We start from the raw sequence: 15,562 nt of genomic DNA on the forward strand, positions 1-15,562 counted from the left end.
TCACGCAACGCCGTAGTAATCCTTGTACCATTTAACGAAAGCGGGCACCCCGACCGACAAGGGCGTGTTGGGGCATTTCCCCGTCAGGGCCGCCAGAAGTCTCGTGTCCGACCAGGTTGCCGGCACGTCCCCCGGTTGCATATCCATCAGGTTCCGACGCGCGCTTCGCCCAAGCGCGTCCTCGATCGCCGTGATGAAACCCCCGAGTGAATCCGGTTCCGATTTGCCGATGTTGACGATCCGGAACGGGGCGACCGGGCTCAGGCTGTCGAATTCGCCGACCGCATGCACGGGCGTGCATGCGGCAAGTGCGTCTACCGCCTCGACGAGATCGTCAATGAACGTGAAGTCGCGTTTCATTTTGCCGTGGTTGTAGACGTCGATAGGACGGTCCTCGAGTATGGCCTTCACGAACTTGAAAAGCGCCATGTCGGGCCGGCCCCAGGGGCCGTAGACGGTGAAGAACCGGAACATCGTCATCGGCAGGCGATAGAGATGGGCATAAGAATGCGCCATGGCCTCTGTCGCCTTCTTGGTTGCCGCGTAGAACGACATCTGGCTATCGGCCTTGTGCGTCTCGGCATAGGGCATTTCGGTGTTGGCCCCATAGACTGACGAGGTCGACGCCAGAAGCATGTGGGCCGGAGGATGCGCGCGCGCGGCCTCCAGAAGTTCGAAGGTGCCGGAGATGTTGGAATCGAGGTAGGAGCGTGGCGCTTCGATTGAATAGCGGACGCCGGCCTGCGCGGCGAGGTGGACCACCACTTCGGGCCGGTAGGTGCCGAAAACCTCGGACAACAGCCCCGGACGTTCGATCCGGTCTTCGATCTCGACATAGGCATCGTGGCTTGCAAGCCTGCGCGCCCGGTCTCGCTTCAGCCGGGGATCGTAGTACTCGCTGAAGCAGTCGATACCGACCACGCGCCAGCCTTCCGAAAGCCAGCGTTCTGCAACGCGTGCGCCGATGAAACCCGCGGAGCCTGTGACGACGGCCGTCTTCACTCGGTTTCGCCCGCGATCTGGCGCAGGTACGCTCCATAGGCGTTCTTGCCCAACGGTTCGGCGGCGCGCAAAAGGTCGTCGCGGCTTATCCAGCCCTGCTCGAATGCGATCTCTTCGGGCGATCCCGACTGGAGTCCTTGCCGCGCGGTGAGCGTGCGCACGAAATTGCCGGCGTCGAGCAGGGAGCCATGTGTGCCGGTGTCCAGCCACGCATAACCGCGCCCCATCCGTTCGACGTTCAGGAGACCTTCGTCGAGGTAGGATTGGAGCAGGTCGACAATCTCCAGTTCGCCCCGGGGCGAAGGCTTTACCCTTGCTGCGCGCTCGGACGCCCTCCCGTCCAGGAAGTAAAGCCCGGTCACGGCGTAGTTCGATGGCGGCTTGGCCGGCTTCTCGATGATCCGGGTGACTTTTTCGCCCTCGTAGTCGAGGACCCCATAGCGCTCGGGATCGGCGACCCGGTAGCCGAATACGGTGCCGCCCAGGGTTTGCTGGTCCGCACGGTTCAGAATGTTCGGCAGGCCATGGCCGAAGAAGATGTTGTCGCCAAGCACCATGGCCGAGGGAGCGCCGTCGAGGAAGGCTTCAGCCAGCAAATAGGCTTGCGCAAGCCCGTCGGGCGAAGGCTGCACGATCCATTCGAACGACAGGCCCCATTGGCTGCCGTCGCCCATAAGACGCTGGAACTGCGACTGGTCATCCGGGGTGGTGATGATGGCGATCTCGCGAATTCCGCTCAGCATCAGCACCGAGAGAGGATAATAAATCATCGGCTTGTCATAGATCGGCAGCAGCTGTTTCGAGACACCGATCGTGATCGGGTAAAGCCTCGTGCCGGACCCGCCAGCCAGGATGATGCCTTTACGGTTCGTCATACTCGCAACTCCTTCAACACCTCTGCCAAACCAGCCTTCCAGTCCGGACGCGCGATCCCGAACTCCTGCTCGAGCGTCGTGCAGTCAAGCCGCGAATTCATCGGCCTCGGGGCAGGGCGCGGGAAGTCGCTTGTCGGAATGTCCCGCACCTTCGCAGGAATGTCGGATTGACAAAAGATCTCACGCGCGAAATCGGCCCAGCTCACGTCGGGAGCGCCAGAGAAATGATACACCCCGCCCGCGTGACCGTCCACCATCGCGCCGGCGACGGCGTAAAGCGCATCGGCGATTGCGGCCGCCGGTGTCGGCCCGCCGATCTGGTCCGCGACGATCGTCAGTTCGCCGTTCGCTGCCCCCAGCCGAAGCATGGTCTTGACGAAGTTTGTGCCGTGCGCGCTGAAAACCCACGATGTGCGCAGTATCGCAGCCCGTGCCGACGAGTCCTTGATGCCACGTTCGCCCAATTCCTTGCTGCGGCCATAGGCCGACAGCGGGGACATCGGCTCATCCGGTCGTCGCGCGGCTTGGCCTCCGCCGTCGAAAACGTAGTCTGTGGACACATGGAGCAGCGGGACGCCAATCTCGGCGGCAGCCTCGGCCAGGGCCCGGACGGACGTTCCGTTGACCGTGTCGGCAACCTCGGGCTCTGTCTCCGCCCGGTCGACGGCGGTGTAGGCCGTTGCGTTGACGATGACATCGGCCCTGACCTTGCGGGCGACGTCCCGCACAAGGGCCGGCATCATGAATTCTGCCTTGTCGCGGCCGTAGACATCCAGCGCGACGTTTTCCGGCGCCCGGCGGATCAGTTCGGACGCGACCTGGCCGGTTTGACCGAACAGTGCGATCTTCACGACTTGGTTCCTCTGCGTTCCATGGCGACTTCGAGAAGCGGACGCCACCAGTCTTCATTGGCCAGATACCAGTCCACGGTGCGCGCCAGGCCTTGTTCCAGCGTGACCGAAGGGCGCCAGCCCAGTTCCTCGCGAATCCGGGTTGGATCGATGGCATAGCGCAGGTCATGGCCAGGCCGGTCGGTCACGAACACGATCAGCCTGTCATGGGGCGCGGCATCTGGCCGGCGTTGGTCCAGCAGGGCGCAGATGGTGCGGACGAGGTCGATGTTCCGTGCCTCGTTCTCGCCGCCGATATTGTAGCTGCGTCCGACCTTGCCTTTTTGCAGAACGAGCAGAAGCGCGTCGGCATGATCCTCGACATAAAGCCAGTCACGAACGTTTTCGCCCGCACCGTAGACCGGGATCGGCCTGCCGTGGAGCGCATTCAGGATCACGACCGGGATCAGCTTTTCCGGGAAGTGGAACGGACCATAATTGTTCGAACAGTTGGTCAGCACCACCGGCAGCCCGTAGGTCTCGTGCCAGGCGCGCACGAGGTGATCGCTGGAGGCTTTCGAGGCGGAGTAGGGGCTGCGCGGATCGTATGGAGTATCCTCAGTGAACTTGCCCTCGGGCCCCAGCGAGCCGAACACCTCGTCCGTCGAAATATGGTGGAATCGGAAGTCCTCGGGCCTGCCGTTCGCCGTCCAGTAAAGGCGGGCTGCCTCGAGCAGCGTATAGGTTCCCGTCACGTTGGTTTCGATGAAGGCCGCCGGGCCGTCGATGGAGCGATCCACATGGCTTTCGGCTGCCAGATGCATCACGGCATCGGGCCTGTGTGTCGCAAACACCCGGTCCAGTTCCGGCCGGTCGGTGATCGAGACCTGCTCGAAAGCATATCCGGGCGCATCCGAGACCTGCGCCACGTTGGCAAGATTGGCGGCATAGGTCAGGCAGTCGACGTTGACGACATCATGGCCCTCGCGGATCGCCTGGCGAATGACCGCCGAGCCGATGAAGCCGGCGCCTCCGGTGACAAGAATTTTCATGAGGCCTCCCACGAAAACGGCGTGTCGAAGTCTTGAAACGCCTCGGCTTCAGCATCCTTGCCCGAGAGGATCGGTGCCTGCTTCAGCCCCCAGTCGACACCGCAGCTATCCCAGCGGACCGCGCCGTCACACTCGCGAGAGTAATAGTCGTCGACCTTGTACGCGATGATCGTGTTTGGCTCGCGAGTGACAAAGCCATGCAGCAGACCCTGCGGGATCAGAAGTTGCAGGCCATTCTCGAAACTCAGATCGATACCGAAATGTTGCCCGAAAGTAGGTGAACCGCGTCGCGCATCAACAACCACGTCGAACAGGGAACCTTGCAGGCAAGAAACGAGTTTGCTCTGGGCATGTGGCGGCGACTGGTAGTGCAGTCCGCGAAGGGTTCCCGGCTTGGCCGAAAGCGACATGTTGTCCTGGACGAAATCGATGTCGATTCCGATCCCGGAAAGGGTCTTGCGGTTCCAATTTTCGCAGAAGAAACCGCGCTCGTCCCCGTGCCGTTTCGGCTCAAGCACCAATACTCCGGGTATACTCGTCTCGTGGGCTTTCATAAGCACTCCGTCACCAAACTCGTGTGGTCCATAACAGGAGACGATTTCTGCGTCACCCTTCTGGTTCAAAGGCTTTGCCAGGAGACCTTGTCTCGTGGCGTTTGGGGAACATTTACAAGTACTTGTCCGAAGCGGAGCCTCGGATGGTCAACTCTTGGGTGAATACCGTTGCATGTTTCGGTCTCTGCACCGCCGCTTTCGGATCCCTTGTCAGTTATCTGCCGATTTCACGCGCTAAAGCCAGAGGCAATTCCCAGCGGTTCAAGGCGTAAACGTGCAGCGCCGGGGCGCCGTAGGACTCCAACCGCCGAGCATGTTCCAGCAATACCTCCGCCGCCAGCTCCTCATGGTCCTCTGCCGAGTGTCCGGGGTTCGAGAACATCCGTGCGAGATCGTCGGGGACGCGTGTTCCATTGGCCTTTGCAAAGCTCTCGATACGGGCCCAGTTGTTGATCGGCATGAGCCCCGGCACGATGGGCGCATCCACCCCATGCCGCTCGCAGGCATCCAGAAACCGCGCATAATGCGCCGGATCGAGAACGAACTGACAGATTGCGCGGGATGCCCCCGCATCCAGCTTTCCCTGAGATGGTCGATATCCGCATCAAGCGATCCCGCCTCGGGGTGCGTCTCCGGATATGCGGCAACCGATATCTCGAAATCGCGCCGCTCCTTCAGCGCCGCAACAAGCTCCGAGGCGTGGCTGAAACTGTCAGTGCTCATCCCACCCTCGCGGGGCAGGTCGCCGCGCAAGGCCAAAATGCTCGAAATACCGTCCTGCCAAAGCTGCTCGGCCATCTCGAGTGCATCCGCGCGGCTGTGCCCCATGGCGATCAGGTGAGCCATCACCGGGCGACCGCTGTTCTCAACGATCGCCTTTGCCGTTTCATGGGTGCCGCCGTGGGTGCTTCCGCCGGCTCCCATGGTCACGGAAAACCCCCCGCTCGCCACGTCGGCAAGGCGTTCGACGGTTTCCGCCAATGCGGCGCGACCAGCCTCGCTTCCCGGAGGAAACATCTCGAAACTCAGCGGCAGCTTTTTCATAGTGTCGCCATCTTACACAAGTGTTCGGACCATGATGCCAGAGTGCGTGCCATGCACCAAGAATGATGAAACGACAGATAGCAATCCACCGGGTCCGACCATGACCCGTCTCTGCTCCAGGACTCGCCATCTGCAAGTGAGGGCGTGTGTGAGACATGCGGCGGGCGTGCCTGCTGCGAGGAGCAGGGCGCGGACGCCAAGCCCCGATTGGCGCGCAAGGTGTCGATCGGCTTGGCGCGTTGGCATGGGAGCATCGTGGCTTTCGGCCTTTGCAGACCGGGTCCTCATACACCTGCCCGGGCTTTATCTGGAGCCTTGCCGAGACCAGTCTACCCACCAGCGAGCATCTTGCAAAAGGTGAGGTCCATGCCGCCACGCCATCGCCGTCTGGAAAATGCGCTCGCCGAATTCGCATATCAGGAATTTGCTTCGCATGTCCTGATCGACCCTGATGAGACGATCGGTATTGTGTCTTCCAAGTCGGTCAGAAAGACACGCCGGTCTCCAAAGGCGGGCGCGGCGGTTTCTCGGCAGCCATCCTCGGACGGTGAACGGCAATGGTTTCTCTGACCAGCTCGGGGCTGTGGTCGCCGGGTCACCATCCTCCATGGCGCGGCTATCTTCGCGTGCCGCCATTGCAACCGGCTGGCTTATCTCTCTCCACTGCAACCGTCATCTATTGGCTATGAGTTCTGACCCTGGAGTGGAATTGTGGCAGATCCCGCGGTCCATAGATTTCAGCAACGAAAATACCGGTAAAACCAACCGAACCACTGAGGTACTTCAGAGGGAAAGAAGCCCCCAAATGGATTTTTTTTAGAAGGCCGAGATCGGCACTTGGTTAGGCTCCGATAATTTCCAGATTACTCAAGACAATCGCTGCCCAAACGCCGGCCGGGATCAATGCCGTCAGCAGAACAGCCGCAGAACCGAGATCCTTCGCGACGCGTGAAAGTTCGTGATGCTCGAAACCTATGCGGTCGATAGTTGCCTCGATCGCAGAGTTTATTACTTCGACGATCATCAAGAGGAGGACGGAGCCAATCATTAAGGCACCTTGCACGACTGACGATGCCAACATGGCAGCGGCCGGGAAAGATGCCGCAAACAGAAACACCTCCAGGCGGAATGCCTCTTCGCGCCTCCAGACGTCGACAAGTCCATTGCAGGAATGGCCCCAAGCAGCCTTAAGGCGAGCCACACCGCTTTTTGTCGGTTGTTTCACGATGCCTTCTCCTTTGCCAGGCGCCCAACTGAACCTCATCAAAACTTTAAGTGTTGTTCGGTGAATTTGAAATATTCGTCACAATCCGCGTCACAAGGGATGATTTCGGGAGTTCCTTGCGAGTTGCGGCGGATGATATCTCGCGTCGGCAGGAGTACGGCATTCCGCGTTTCCCAAAACATGCTCTGCCCCAGGACCGGTTGGCGTGGCGGAACGCCGAAGGCCTCGAGAATTGTTGGAAATAGGTCAATGCTCCCAAAGACATTGGGGATTTCGACGCCTTCAAAGTCGCCATGGCAGATCATCAAAGGTATCCGATATCTGCTTAGCTCATCGTCTGTGGCATGCAAATAGCTGGGATGATCGGCCATAACTATAAAGAGATTTTCGCCTCGTTCAAAACCAGAAGCCTGGAGGTCAAATAGCGCTTCGATCATCCGGTCGACCTCGCTCATCGTCGCAAGATAATCGACACGGATATCTTGCCCTCGAGAAATCGAAAAATTCTCCGCTGTCGCGACCGAGTAGCCTTGGTATGGTCCGTGAGACTGAAAGTTAAAGAAGTAATGGAGCGATTTCTCTGAGGTCAGAAGCGAGTTCGAAAGCCAATCTCGAGCAAAATCGACCTCTTCCGCTCGGTCAAGTGGATCAAGAAATCGGGTTTCCAGTGCAGCGATCTGCTCATAAGCCCCCCCTCTACCGTAGAAGCCGCGCTGATTATTGTGGGCAAAAGTCGATCTGATTTCGTGCGAGGCCAGCACTTCATAAAGCGTATCAACGCGAGAAAAGTCGAAGTGCTTCAAGGAGGGAAGCCGAGTGGACGGGATCAGGCCTGTCGCAATAGAGAATTCGGCATCCGACGAACCGCCAGCACCCTTCATCGTAAAAAAATTCTGGTAGTTTAGACATCTTTCGCGAAGACTCGAAACGAAAGGCATTGTCGGGATATCGGATAGACGCGCATCGATGGCGGTCGTGTCGAATGACTCGATTTGCAGAATGGTTACCCTTGACACCTTGGGAATCTCGGAAATGAACGCTTTCTTGGGAGGTCCTGGCTCCTTCACAAATTGGGCGATCTTTCCCGGATAGTCGGACGGCTCTTCGAGGTAACCTCCACCGAGTCTCAGCCACTCGGTCAGCGATACATAGCTGAATACAACCGGTCCGAAACGCCGGAGGACTGTTACATTGCCAAATTTCTCGCTTCCCGATGGCCCCCCGAAGGAATGAAGACTTATGACAAAAAGCAAGGCAGGAACGACTAGTATGGCCGTGCCTAACTTAGGGATGGGTGTGTTCAGAACTTGCCAAATCAGCAAAGCAAATAGGGCTACAAGAGAAATTTCACGCCATCCGAATAATTGCCCGAAGTAGTGGTCGGACACTTCTCCGAGATCTTGCGCATTGCGTAGGTCGAACGCGTATAACTCGGGTACAAATCCAAAATATGGAAAGTATCCAACAAGAAAAACCGCGTAAATAAAGAAGCCAGCAATAAGTATGAAACCCAGCGCTCGCAGCACGAAGCTTCGCGATTGAGCCAAAACGACTGGGACGAAAAGAACAAGAATGTGCGCACCGGCGACAAAGATCTTGGCTGTCTGCGCAACAGGATCTTGGTTAGCAGAGAAAACGAAGAGAGCCGAATAGAGAACCACACCGGACAAGTAGATTGTCAAACATAACAATACGAAACGCCACATCCGATGGATTCCTCAATCGTCAAGTCTGAACCGCTGCTCCATGGAAGCGATCCGTTCTTGAAGGAGAGTGGAACGCCCAATGGGATGTCAACACTAATGCAAATATCTTTGGTATTTTTGTTGGGGAAGTTGCGACAGCAAAAGCTGTGTCCAACGAGTGTTTCGTTTCGCAACAATTTTCTTTTGCACCTTTCGTCGCGTTTCGGCGCTCGGGCAAATCAACTCCTTTTAGGGGGCAGGCAGGGGTCGGGGTCCCCTCCCCACAGGGTCATCCCCGGCTTGCCTGCCCCTGAGCAGCCTGTCCTCAAGTTGCTGGGAGCCTCCGAGGATGCGTTTTCCATTGCCACGCCCCGAATAAGGGCCGGGGATCGGCCCTCGGCGTACCCGCAGATCTCCGATAGATGGCTCTCCCAAAGGCGCTGGCGGCGACACGCCGATCCCAGACCGAGGATTTGTCACAGACGCCGAGCGGCCCCTGCGCAACCGTCCGGTGATGGCGCTCTGGCGGACGAAAGGCGCGCCCTGTTGCGCTGCTTGAGCGGCGTAACGCCGGGGGAGGAGTTCGTCGAAGCGTGTGATCTTGTGGTCGGTGATTTGGCTGAGCACCCGTGTAAGCCAGGTTTGTGGATCGACGTCGTTCAGCGTGAAACTGTATGCGGATTCTGTACGAGTTGTGTATGAAACGCAGATTGCAGCATCTTGTAGTGGATGCTGTAAGTGGCGCAATTCATTGTGGGAATTTGGAGGCGAGTACCGGAATCGAACCGGTGTACACGGATTTGCAATCCGCTGCGTCACCACTCCGCCAACTCGCCGAAGTGTGGACCTCTACCTATCAACTTCCCGGAGGGTTGCAAGTCACAACATGAAACTGGCCTGGAGTGAATTCTGGCAACCATTGAGAAAATCGGGCTCTTTGCGAATGCGCGCCGCTTGCCCGCCGCGCTCATCTGTGGTTGAACCGAGGCAACGGTTCTGAACGAAAGAGTTTAGCAATGGCCGACTACGCCCAACGCCGCACGACGATGGTCGACACGCAGGTTCGTCCGTCGGATGTCACAAAGTTCCCGATCATCGAGGCAATGCTGCGGATTCCGCGCGAAATGTTCGTGCCCGATGACAAGCGCGACGCCGCCTATGTCGGCGAAAACGTCGATCTTGGCGGCGGGCGCGTGGTGCTCGAACCGCGCACGCTGGCGAAGATGCTGGAAGCGGTCGACATTCAGCCGGACGAGCTGGTTTTGGATATCGCGTCTGGCTACGGCTATTCGACAGCCCTTGCCGCGCATCTGGCCGAAGCCGTGATCGCACTCGAGGACGTGCCGGAACTGGCGAAGGAAGCCGAGCGGGCGCTTGGCGAGGCCGGTGCCGACAACACGGCGGTCATCGAGGGTCCGCTGGCCGAAGGTGCGGCCAAACATGGTCCCTACGACGTGATCATGGTCCAGGGTGCGGTTCAGCACATGCCCGAAGGGATCACCGATCAGCTCAAGGACGGTGGCCGGATCGTCGCGATTTTCCAGGAGGGCGCGCTTGGTGTCGTCCGGGTCGGTTATCGGATCGACGGGCAGATGACATGGCGCTTCGCGTTCAACGCCGGCGCCCCGGTGTTGCCGGGGTTCGAGGCCAACCGGGCGTTCGTGCTTTGACATTCAAATTCTGAGACAGGGGATGGCCATGAGGTGTTTTGGAAAAAAGGCAGCCACGCTGGCGATCGCACTTTTCGCATCCGCCGGCCCCGGTGTCTCGGAAACCCTGACAGATGCTTTGGTCACGTCTTATCGCAATAGCGGCCTCATCGCGCAAAACCGCGCCGTTCTTCGTGCGGCGGACGAGGACGTGGCGCAGGCTGTCGCGACGCTCCGCCCCGCAATTTCCTATGCGCTTGGCGTGAACTATTCCGACCCGTCGCAGGGCGATGATCTGACCGGCTCTCTTTCGGTGACGGCAAACATGCTGCTTTACGATTTCGGGCGGTCGCAACTGGGTGTGGATGCCGCAAAGGAAACCGTGCTCGCGACGCGCGCCGCCCTGATCGATGTCGAGAACACCGTGCTTCTGAACACGGTCATCGCTTATATGAGCGTGCGCCGTTCCGAGGCCTTTGTGAACCTGCGGGAAAACAACGTCCGCCTTCTGAACGAGCAGTTGCGCGCCACCCGTGACCGGTTTGACGTTGGCGAAGTGACCCGGACCGATGTGTCTTTGGCCGAGGCGCGTCTGGCCGCTGCCCGCAGCGGGCTGGCGGCGGAGCAGGGCGGTCTGGCCCGAGCCCGCGAGCAGTACAAGGCGGTGGTCGGGCAGTACCCCGGCACACTGGCCGCGCCTCCTTCGCCGCCGTCGATACCGTCTACCGAAGAGGCCGCACGCGAGGTGGCACGCAAGGAAAACCCGCAGATCCGGCAAGTCCAGCATCAGGTGAAGGCGACCGAGCTTGTGGCGGAACGCGCTGCGCGGGGCGTCTATCCTTCCTTGAATGCGTCTGGTCGTGTCGGCATTGACGATGATGGCGACGACAGCCTGTCGCTGGGGCTTGACCTGACAGGTCCGCTCTACCAGGGCGGGGCGATCACATCGACGGTGCGCAAGGCCCAGGCCCAGAAGGACCAGGTCCGTGCGCAGCTCTACACCACCGGCTTGCTGGTCGATCAGCAGGTCGGCAACGCCTATGCCAACCTGGCCGTTGCCACCGCCAGCATCGATGCGTCCGACCGTCAGGTCAGGGCGGCTCAACTGGCCCTCGAGGGAGTGCGCGAGGAGTTGCAGCTTGGCGCGCGCACCACGCTGGAAGTTCTGGACCAGGAGCAGGAGCTGCTCGACGCCCAGACCAACCGGGTCGCTGCCCAGGTCGATCGGTATCTCGCGGTCTACGAGGTTCTCGACTCGATGGGGCTTCTCACAGCAGAGCGTCTCGGGCTGAACGTTCCCATCTATGACCCCGCCGCCTATTACAATGCGGTCAAAGATGCGCCGGGACATCTGGTCAGCCCGGAGGGCCGGAAACTCGACCGGGTCCTCAGGGCCATCGGTAAAGAATAACCATTTATTAATCGTGCTGTTGTCTGCGGCACGGGCAGGGGGTACCCTGTCCTCCACCGGGTGCAAAAGTGGTGTGTAATGTCTGATTCCGCGTCAAGGAAGGATGTCGAAGACGTCCTGAGTTCTGTCCGTCGGCTTGTCTCGTCTGAGATGCCGCGCAATCGTCGTCCCGACCTGCCCAAAGGTCCGGGAGCTTTGGTCCTGACCGATGCGCAGCGGGTAGAACGACCTGTTTCCAAAGGGTTGGCTGCGAAATCATTGGAAGACCGGATTGCCGAACTCGAGGCCGCGGTTTCGTCGAGAGACGATGAATACGAACCGGACGGAAGCGAAGACCAGGCGCAGCACCGGCCCGACAAGATCGTCTACACGCGTCCGCCGACCGTCGCGGAACAGGCCAGCGCGCGGCAGGACGCATCGCGTCTGAACCGACTGACGCTGGTCGAGCCTGTCAACGATACAGCGGATGATGAGAGCAGTGCCGCCGACGGCGAAACAGTCGCATTCCGTCACTCCGGTTCCCCGTCCGATCCCGGGAATCCCGCGGATGACCGGGCGGAACAGGAGGCTCCCATGGCTGAAGACGTCCCGGCGGTGCAGCGCGAGTCGGCTCAGATTAGCGCGTTCCATGATCCGGACGTCATGCTGGAACGCTTCGAGGCCCGTATCGAGCACGGTGAACCGGAGCAATTGGCACCTGCTGCCGGCCATGATGGCTTTGCCGAGGATGCGGAGGCCTTCGAGGCGGAGCCCGAGGAAGTGTCTGCCGACGAGCCTTTGGAACTCTCGTCCGATGAAGTGGGCTTGGATGACCTGTCGGCAGCCGAAGCGCTGATGGAGCCCTTCGCGCAGGATCAGGATGACACGGATTTCGAGGAAGCATTGACTGAAGCTGTCGCGGCAACGCACGAGGACATCGCTTCCGAAGAGAAGGACGACGTCCCGCAAGCGACGCCCGAGCTTGCGGCTGAAGAGATGGCTCCCGCAGAGGATTCAGAGGACGCAGCAGCTGCGACGGCCGTGTCGGCTGCGATGCTGGACACAATCGACGAGGACGTGCTTCAGCCCATCGTCGCCAGGTTGATCCGGGAAGAACTGCAGGGCGAACTTGGCGAGAGGATCACCCGCAATGTACGTAAGCTGGTCCGGCGCGAGATCCTCAGGGCGCTCAATTCACGCGAATTCGAGTAACGTGATGTCCGGCTCAGGCATCTGACGACTCCGGGCTTTGGCCCGGATGCGGTTCTCCGCCAGCCCCTGTCAGACGTCTTCGATCCGGATAGCCACCGGATGAGATGCAAGCACCCCGGTGCCCTCCATTGCCTCGATCGCCCGATCCAGAGCATCCCGCGCCGTTTTATGCGTCACGATCAGAACGGGCGCGTGCGGGTCCGTATGGCCGTATTGGCGCATCCGGTCGATCGAGACGCCAGCGTCTCCCAGAACCGTGGCGATCTTGGCCAGTACGCCGGGCTTGTCGATCAGGGACATGCGCACATAGAACGCAGCAGGGGCCGAGGCCGCGGCCGGCTCGGGCGCAGCCAGCTGATCGGCGGGGATGCCGAACACGGACACCGTATTGCCCCGCGCGATGTCCAGAACATCCGCCATCACCGCGCTGGCGGTGGGGCCTTCTCCGGCGCCGGGACCCCGAAGCACGATCTGATCGACGCTGTCACCCTCGAGGACGACCATGTTGGTGCCGCCCTTCAGCTGTCCAAGCGGCGAAGTATCGGGCACGAGGCAGGGCGTCATGCGCGCCTCCAGCCCTCTGCCAGTCTTCTGGGCAACGCCCAGGAGCTTTATCCGATAGCCCATGTCGGCGGCCTGCTCGATATCCTCGATGGTGATCCGTTCGATCCCCTCGATGTGCAGACCCGAAAAATCTACACGTGTCCCGAACGCGATTGCCGCCAGGATCGCCAGCTTGTGGCCCGCGTCGATGCCGCCCACATCAAGGGTCGGGTCCGCTTCCAGGTACCCAAGCGCGTCGGCCTCCGCGAAAACGGTCTGATAGTCGAGACCCGCATCCTGCATCCGCGTCAGGATATAGTTGCAGGTACCGTTCATCACGCCCATGACCCGGCTGATCTCGTTTCCCGCCAGACCTTCGGTCAACGCCTTGATCACGGGGATGCCACCGGCCACGGCGGCCTCGAAGCGCAAGGACACGCCCTTGTTTTCGGCGGCTTCCGCCAGTTCCTGCCCGTGGATGGCCAGCATCGCCTTGTTCGCTGTCACCACGTGCTTGCCTGCTCGGATAGCGGCCTCGGTCGCGGCCTTTGCCGGGCCGTCGGAGCCCCCCATCAGTTCGACGAAGACATCCACGTCATCCCGCACCGCCAGCGCGACGGGATCGTCCTCCCAGGCATAGTCGCCCAGTCGGACTCCACGGTCCTTGTCGCGTGTGCGCGCGGATACAGCCGAGATGGTGACGCGCCGCCCGGTCCTCGTCTCCAGAAGCGCCGCATGGCGCTGAACGATTCTGACGACACCGACACCGACCGTGCCAAGACCCGCGATTCCAAGACGAAGGGGAGTGGACATGAGCAAATTCCGTTCAATTACGCTTGGGGTGTTAGCCTGTCAGGGGCGGGGGAGCAATGCGCGTTCAGCCGGAGATCCGCGCTCGCAGCGCATCGAAGTCGTCCATATCGCCGACGGGTGTGCGCAGAACGGCGGCGCGCCTCCGCAGTGCCTCGGCGCGTGCTGCCAGTTGAAGCGCATCTTCCTCTCCCTGCGCCTCCGCCTCGGGATCGGGCAGCAGTTCTGCCACCGGCACCAATGCAGGCCAGGCGCCTGACGCGCTCTGCCGCACCGGATCGGGCAGGTCGGGCCAGTCGCCGCAGGCGGCCAGCGCGAAACAGATCAGACATGCGGAAGAAAGTCTCATGCGAGAATACCTACGCTTCCAACAACCGTTTTGCCAGCCTGTGCATTGCGGGATTGATATGAACAATTGTTCAGTTACAAGGAGGTATGGCACGCAAGGCAGGTTCACACGCAGAAATCACGGGTCCCGCTATTCAGGAGGCGGCGCTTCGACTGTTTTCGCGTTCAGGCTACGCAGCGGTCTCGATGCGTGAGATCGCGGCAGAGGTCGGGGTCAGGGCAGGCGCGCTGTATCTATATACCCCGGACAAGCAGACGCTCCTTTACGATCTGATGAAGGATCACCTCGAGGCCCTGCTGGCCGCTTGGGAAAAGGCGAAAGGCACCGGCACGCCGCTCGAACGTCTCGAGACATTTGTCGGTTTCCATGTCGACTACCATTTCGATCTGCGCGACAAGGTCTTCGTGTCCTATATGGAGCTGCGGAATCTGAGTGACGAGAACTTCAGGAAAATTCAGAAGCTTAGGCGCTCATATGAAGACGAGCTCGAGGCGATTCTCGCGGATGGTCTCGAAAGCGGCGCATTCCGCTTCGAGGATGTGAGGGTCACGACCATGGCGCTTCTGGCGATGCTTCTGGGCTATATCACCTGGTTCCGCGGCGGCGGCCGGCTGGACAAGGACGACATCCGGCGGATTCATCTGGACCTTGCTCGCGCGATGGTCGGCGCATGAGCAGGAAGCCCACAGACGAGGAAGAAGTCACCCTGATGGTGCTCGGCGCATCTGCGCCGCGCCTCTGGCTTGGCGTGTTCTGCACGGCAGGGCTCGGTATGCTATTATTCTGGATCGTCTTCGCCGGACGCCCTGCCATGGTGTACCAGGTGTCTTTCCTGGCGGCCGGGGCCGTGTCGCTCTGGCTCGCGGATCGTCTGCGCAGGGCGGGGCAGGACCGGATCGTATTGACGAACCGGGTCCTGAAGACCGAGAGCGGACGCGTCCTTACCACCGTGGACAACGTCCGCTCTGTCGAGCGCGGGGCATTTTCCTTCAAGCCGCCGAACGGGTTTCTCGTCCGGCTGAACGAGCCCTGCGGGCAGGCTTGGGTACCCGGCCTCTGGTGGCAACGCGGGCGCGTGATCGGCGTCGGAGGTGTGGTCTCCGCCGGTCAGTCGCGCGCGATGGCCGAGGCCCTGACCGCGCTGACGCTGGGCATCCTTCCGGAAACCCGTGCGTCGTAGCATCAGTTCAGGCTCCGACGAGCCTTACACACTTCCCCCAGTAGCGACGCCGGATGCCGCGTCCCAGACCAGCTGGGGCGCGAAGCGAGGCCGCGCGATCGCGACCTCGCGGAACCTGTAGGACGCCAGGCCCACGGTGAAGGCCGGAGACCAGTCCTGTTC

16 protein-coding genes, 1 tRNA gene and 1 pseudogene are annotated in these 15,562 nt (G+C 60.5%); 6 read left to right on the forward strand and 12 right to left on the reverse strand.

From position 1 onward, the window contains the following. The 6 genes and pseudogenes from ACKLNI_RS06750 to ACKLNI_RS06775 all read right to left on the reverse strand — a co-directional run bounded on the left by ACKLNI_RS06750 (position 1) and on the right by ACKLNI_RS06775 (position 5,357). Positions 1-1,002 carry an NAD-dependent epimerase/dehydratase family protein gene (locus ACKLNI_RS06750; protein WP_413718287.1) on the reverse strand — a complete coding sequence of 334 codons (1,002 nt, stop codon included), beginning with the start codon at positions 1,000-1,002 and terminating at the stop codon, positions 1-3. Further along, positions 999-1,877 (reverse strand): glucose-1-phosphate thymidylyltransferase RfbA, encoded by an 879-nt coding sequence (gene rfbA / locus ACKLNI_RS06755; protein ID WP_413718288.1) that lies wholly within the window; start codon positions 1,875-1,877, stop codon positions 999-1,001. Before rfbA ends, ACKLNI_RS06750 begins: the two co-directional genes overlap by 4 nt. Continuing rightward, the gene (gene rfbD, locus ACKLNI_RS06760) at positions 1,874-2,728 is read right to left on the reverse strand and encodes a dTDP-4-dehydrorhamnose reductase (protein ID WP_413718289.1); all 855 of its coding nucleotides are present in this window, start codon (positions 2,726-2,728) and stop codon (positions 1,874-1,876) included. The genes rfbA and rfbD overlap by 4 nt, the downstream gene beginning before the upstream one ends. After that, positions 2,725-3,759: a dTDP-glucose 4,6-dehydratase gene (gene rfbB, locus ACKLNI_RS06765; protein ID WP_413718290.1), complete on the reverse strand. Its 1,035-nt coding sequence runs from the start codon at positions 3,757-3,759 to the stop codon at positions 2,725-2,727. The genes rfbD and rfbB overlap by 4 nt, the downstream gene beginning before the upstream one ends. Next, positions 3,756-4,313 carry a dTDP-4-dehydrorhamnose 3,5-epimerase gene (rfbC, locus tag ACKLNI_RS06770; protein WP_413718291.1) on the reverse strand — a complete coding sequence of 186 codons (558 nt, stop codon included), beginning with the start codon at positions 4,311-4,313 and terminating at the stop codon, positions 3,756-3,758. The genes rfbB and rfbC overlap by 4 nt, the downstream gene beginning before the upstream one ends. A gap of 214 nt (positions 4,314-4,527) precedes the next feature. Then, positions 4,528-5,357, reverse strand: a pseudogene (locus ACKLNI_RS06775) (methylenetetrahydrofolate reductase). A 366-nt stretch (positions 5,358-5,723) separates the two neighbouring features. On the opposite strand from ACKLNI_RS06775, the gene ACKLNI_RS06780 reads away from it, so the two are divergent. After that, complete coding sequence (locus tag ACKLNI_RS06780) at positions 5,724-5,927, forward strand: hypothetical protein (RefSeq protein ID WP_413718292.1); 204 nt, start codon at positions 5,724-5,726, stop codon at positions 5,925-5,927. Positions 5,928-6,198: 271 nt separating this feature from the next. On the opposite strand, the gene ACKLNI_RS06785 is transcribed toward ACKLNI_RS06780, so the two are convergent. From ACKLNI_RS06785 to ACKLNI_RS06800, 4 genes are all read right to left on the reverse strand, one after another. Beyond that, the gene (locus ACKLNI_RS06785; RefSeq protein ID WP_413718293.1) at positions 6,199-6,582 is read right to left on the reverse strand and encodes a diacylglycerol kinase; all 384 of its coding nucleotides are present in this window, start codon (positions 6,580-6,582) and stop codon (positions 6,199-6,201) included. A gap of 38 nt (positions 6,583-6,620) precedes the next feature. Continuing rightward, positions 6,621-8,288, reverse strand: a complete 1,668-nt coding sequence (locus ACKLNI_RS06790) for an LTA synthase family protein (protein ID WP_413718294.1) — start codon at positions 8,286-8,288, stop codon at positions 6,621-6,623. A 228-nt stretch (positions 8,289-8,516) separates the two neighbouring features. Then, on the reverse strand, positions 8,517-9,014 hold the full coding sequence (locus ACKLNI_RS06795; protein WP_413718295.1) for a transposase domain-containing protein: 498 nt from the start codon (positions 9,012-9,014) through the stop codon (positions 8,517-8,519). A gap of 15 nt (positions 9,015-9,029) precedes the next feature. Next, positions 9,030-9,103: transfer RNA gene (locus ACKLNI_RS06800), tRNA-Cys, on the reverse strand. A gap of 180 nt (positions 9,104-9,283) precedes the next feature. Here ACKLNI_RS06800 and ACKLNI_RS06805 point away from each other — a divergent pair. The 3 genes from ACKLNI_RS06805 (at position 9,284) to ACKLNI_RS06815 (ending at position 12,518) form a co-directional block, all read left to right on the forward strand. Continuing rightward, the gene (locus tag ACKLNI_RS06805; RefSeq protein ID WP_413718296.1) at positions 9,284-9,937 is read left to right on the forward strand and encodes a protein-L-isoaspartate O-methyltransferase family protein; all 654 of its coding nucleotides are present in this window, start codon (positions 9,284-9,286) and stop codon (positions 9,935-9,937) included. 28 nt (positions 9,938-9,965) lie between these two features. Beyond that, entirely contained in the window at positions 9,966-11,327 is a 1,362-nt protein-coding gene (locus ACKLNI_RS06810) for a TolC family outer membrane protein (RefSeq protein ID WP_413718297.1), read from the forward strand. A gap of 78 nt (positions 11,328-11,405) precedes the next feature. Continuing rightward, complete coding sequence (locus ACKLNI_RS06815; protein ID WP_413718298.1) at positions 11,406-12,518, forward strand: hypothetical protein; 1,113 nt, start codon at positions 11,406-11,408, stop codon at positions 12,516-12,518. 69 nt (positions 12,519-12,587) lie between these two features. Here ACKLNI_RS06815 and ACKLNI_RS06820 read toward each other — a convergent pair whose 3' ends face one another. Both ACKLNI_RS06820 and ACKLNI_RS06825 read right to left on the reverse strand, forming a co-directional pair. After that, positions 12,588-13,874, reverse strand: a complete 1,287-nt coding sequence (locus ACKLNI_RS06820; RefSeq protein ID WP_413718299.1) for a homoserine dehydrogenase — start codon at positions 13,872-13,874, stop codon at positions 12,588-12,590. A gap of 64 nt (positions 13,875-13,938) precedes the next feature. Next, on the reverse strand, positions 13,939-14,220 hold the full coding sequence (locus tag ACKLNI_RS06825; protein ID WP_413718300.1) for a hypothetical protein: 282 nt from the start codon (positions 14,218-14,220) through the stop codon (positions 13,939-13,941). Positions 14,221-14,306: 86 nt separating this feature from the next. On the opposite strand from ACKLNI_RS06825, the gene ACKLNI_RS06830 reads away from it, so the two are divergent. Together ACKLNI_RS06830 and ACKLNI_RS06835 are read left to right on the forward strand one after the other, a co-directional pair. Further along, on the forward strand, positions 14,307-14,894 hold the full coding sequence (locus tag ACKLNI_RS06830) for a TetR/AcrR family transcriptional regulator (protein ID WP_413718301.1): 588 nt from the start codon (positions 14,307-14,309) through the stop codon (positions 14,892-14,894). Then, complete coding sequence (locus ACKLNI_RS06835) at positions 14,891-15,400, forward strand: hypothetical protein (RefSeq protein ID WP_413718302.1); 510 nt, start codon at positions 14,891-14,893, stop codon at positions 15,398-15,400. The genes ACKLNI_RS06830 and ACKLNI_RS06835 overlap by 4 nt, the downstream gene beginning before the upstream one ends. Positions 15,401-15,562: the final 162 nt, after the last annotated feature.

Origin of the sequence: Silicimonas lutimaris, from assembly GCF_047314965.1 — a bacterium.
Classification (GTDB): Bacteria; Pseudomonadota; Alphaproteobacteria; order Rhodobacterales; family Rhodobacteraceae; genus JAVJUV01.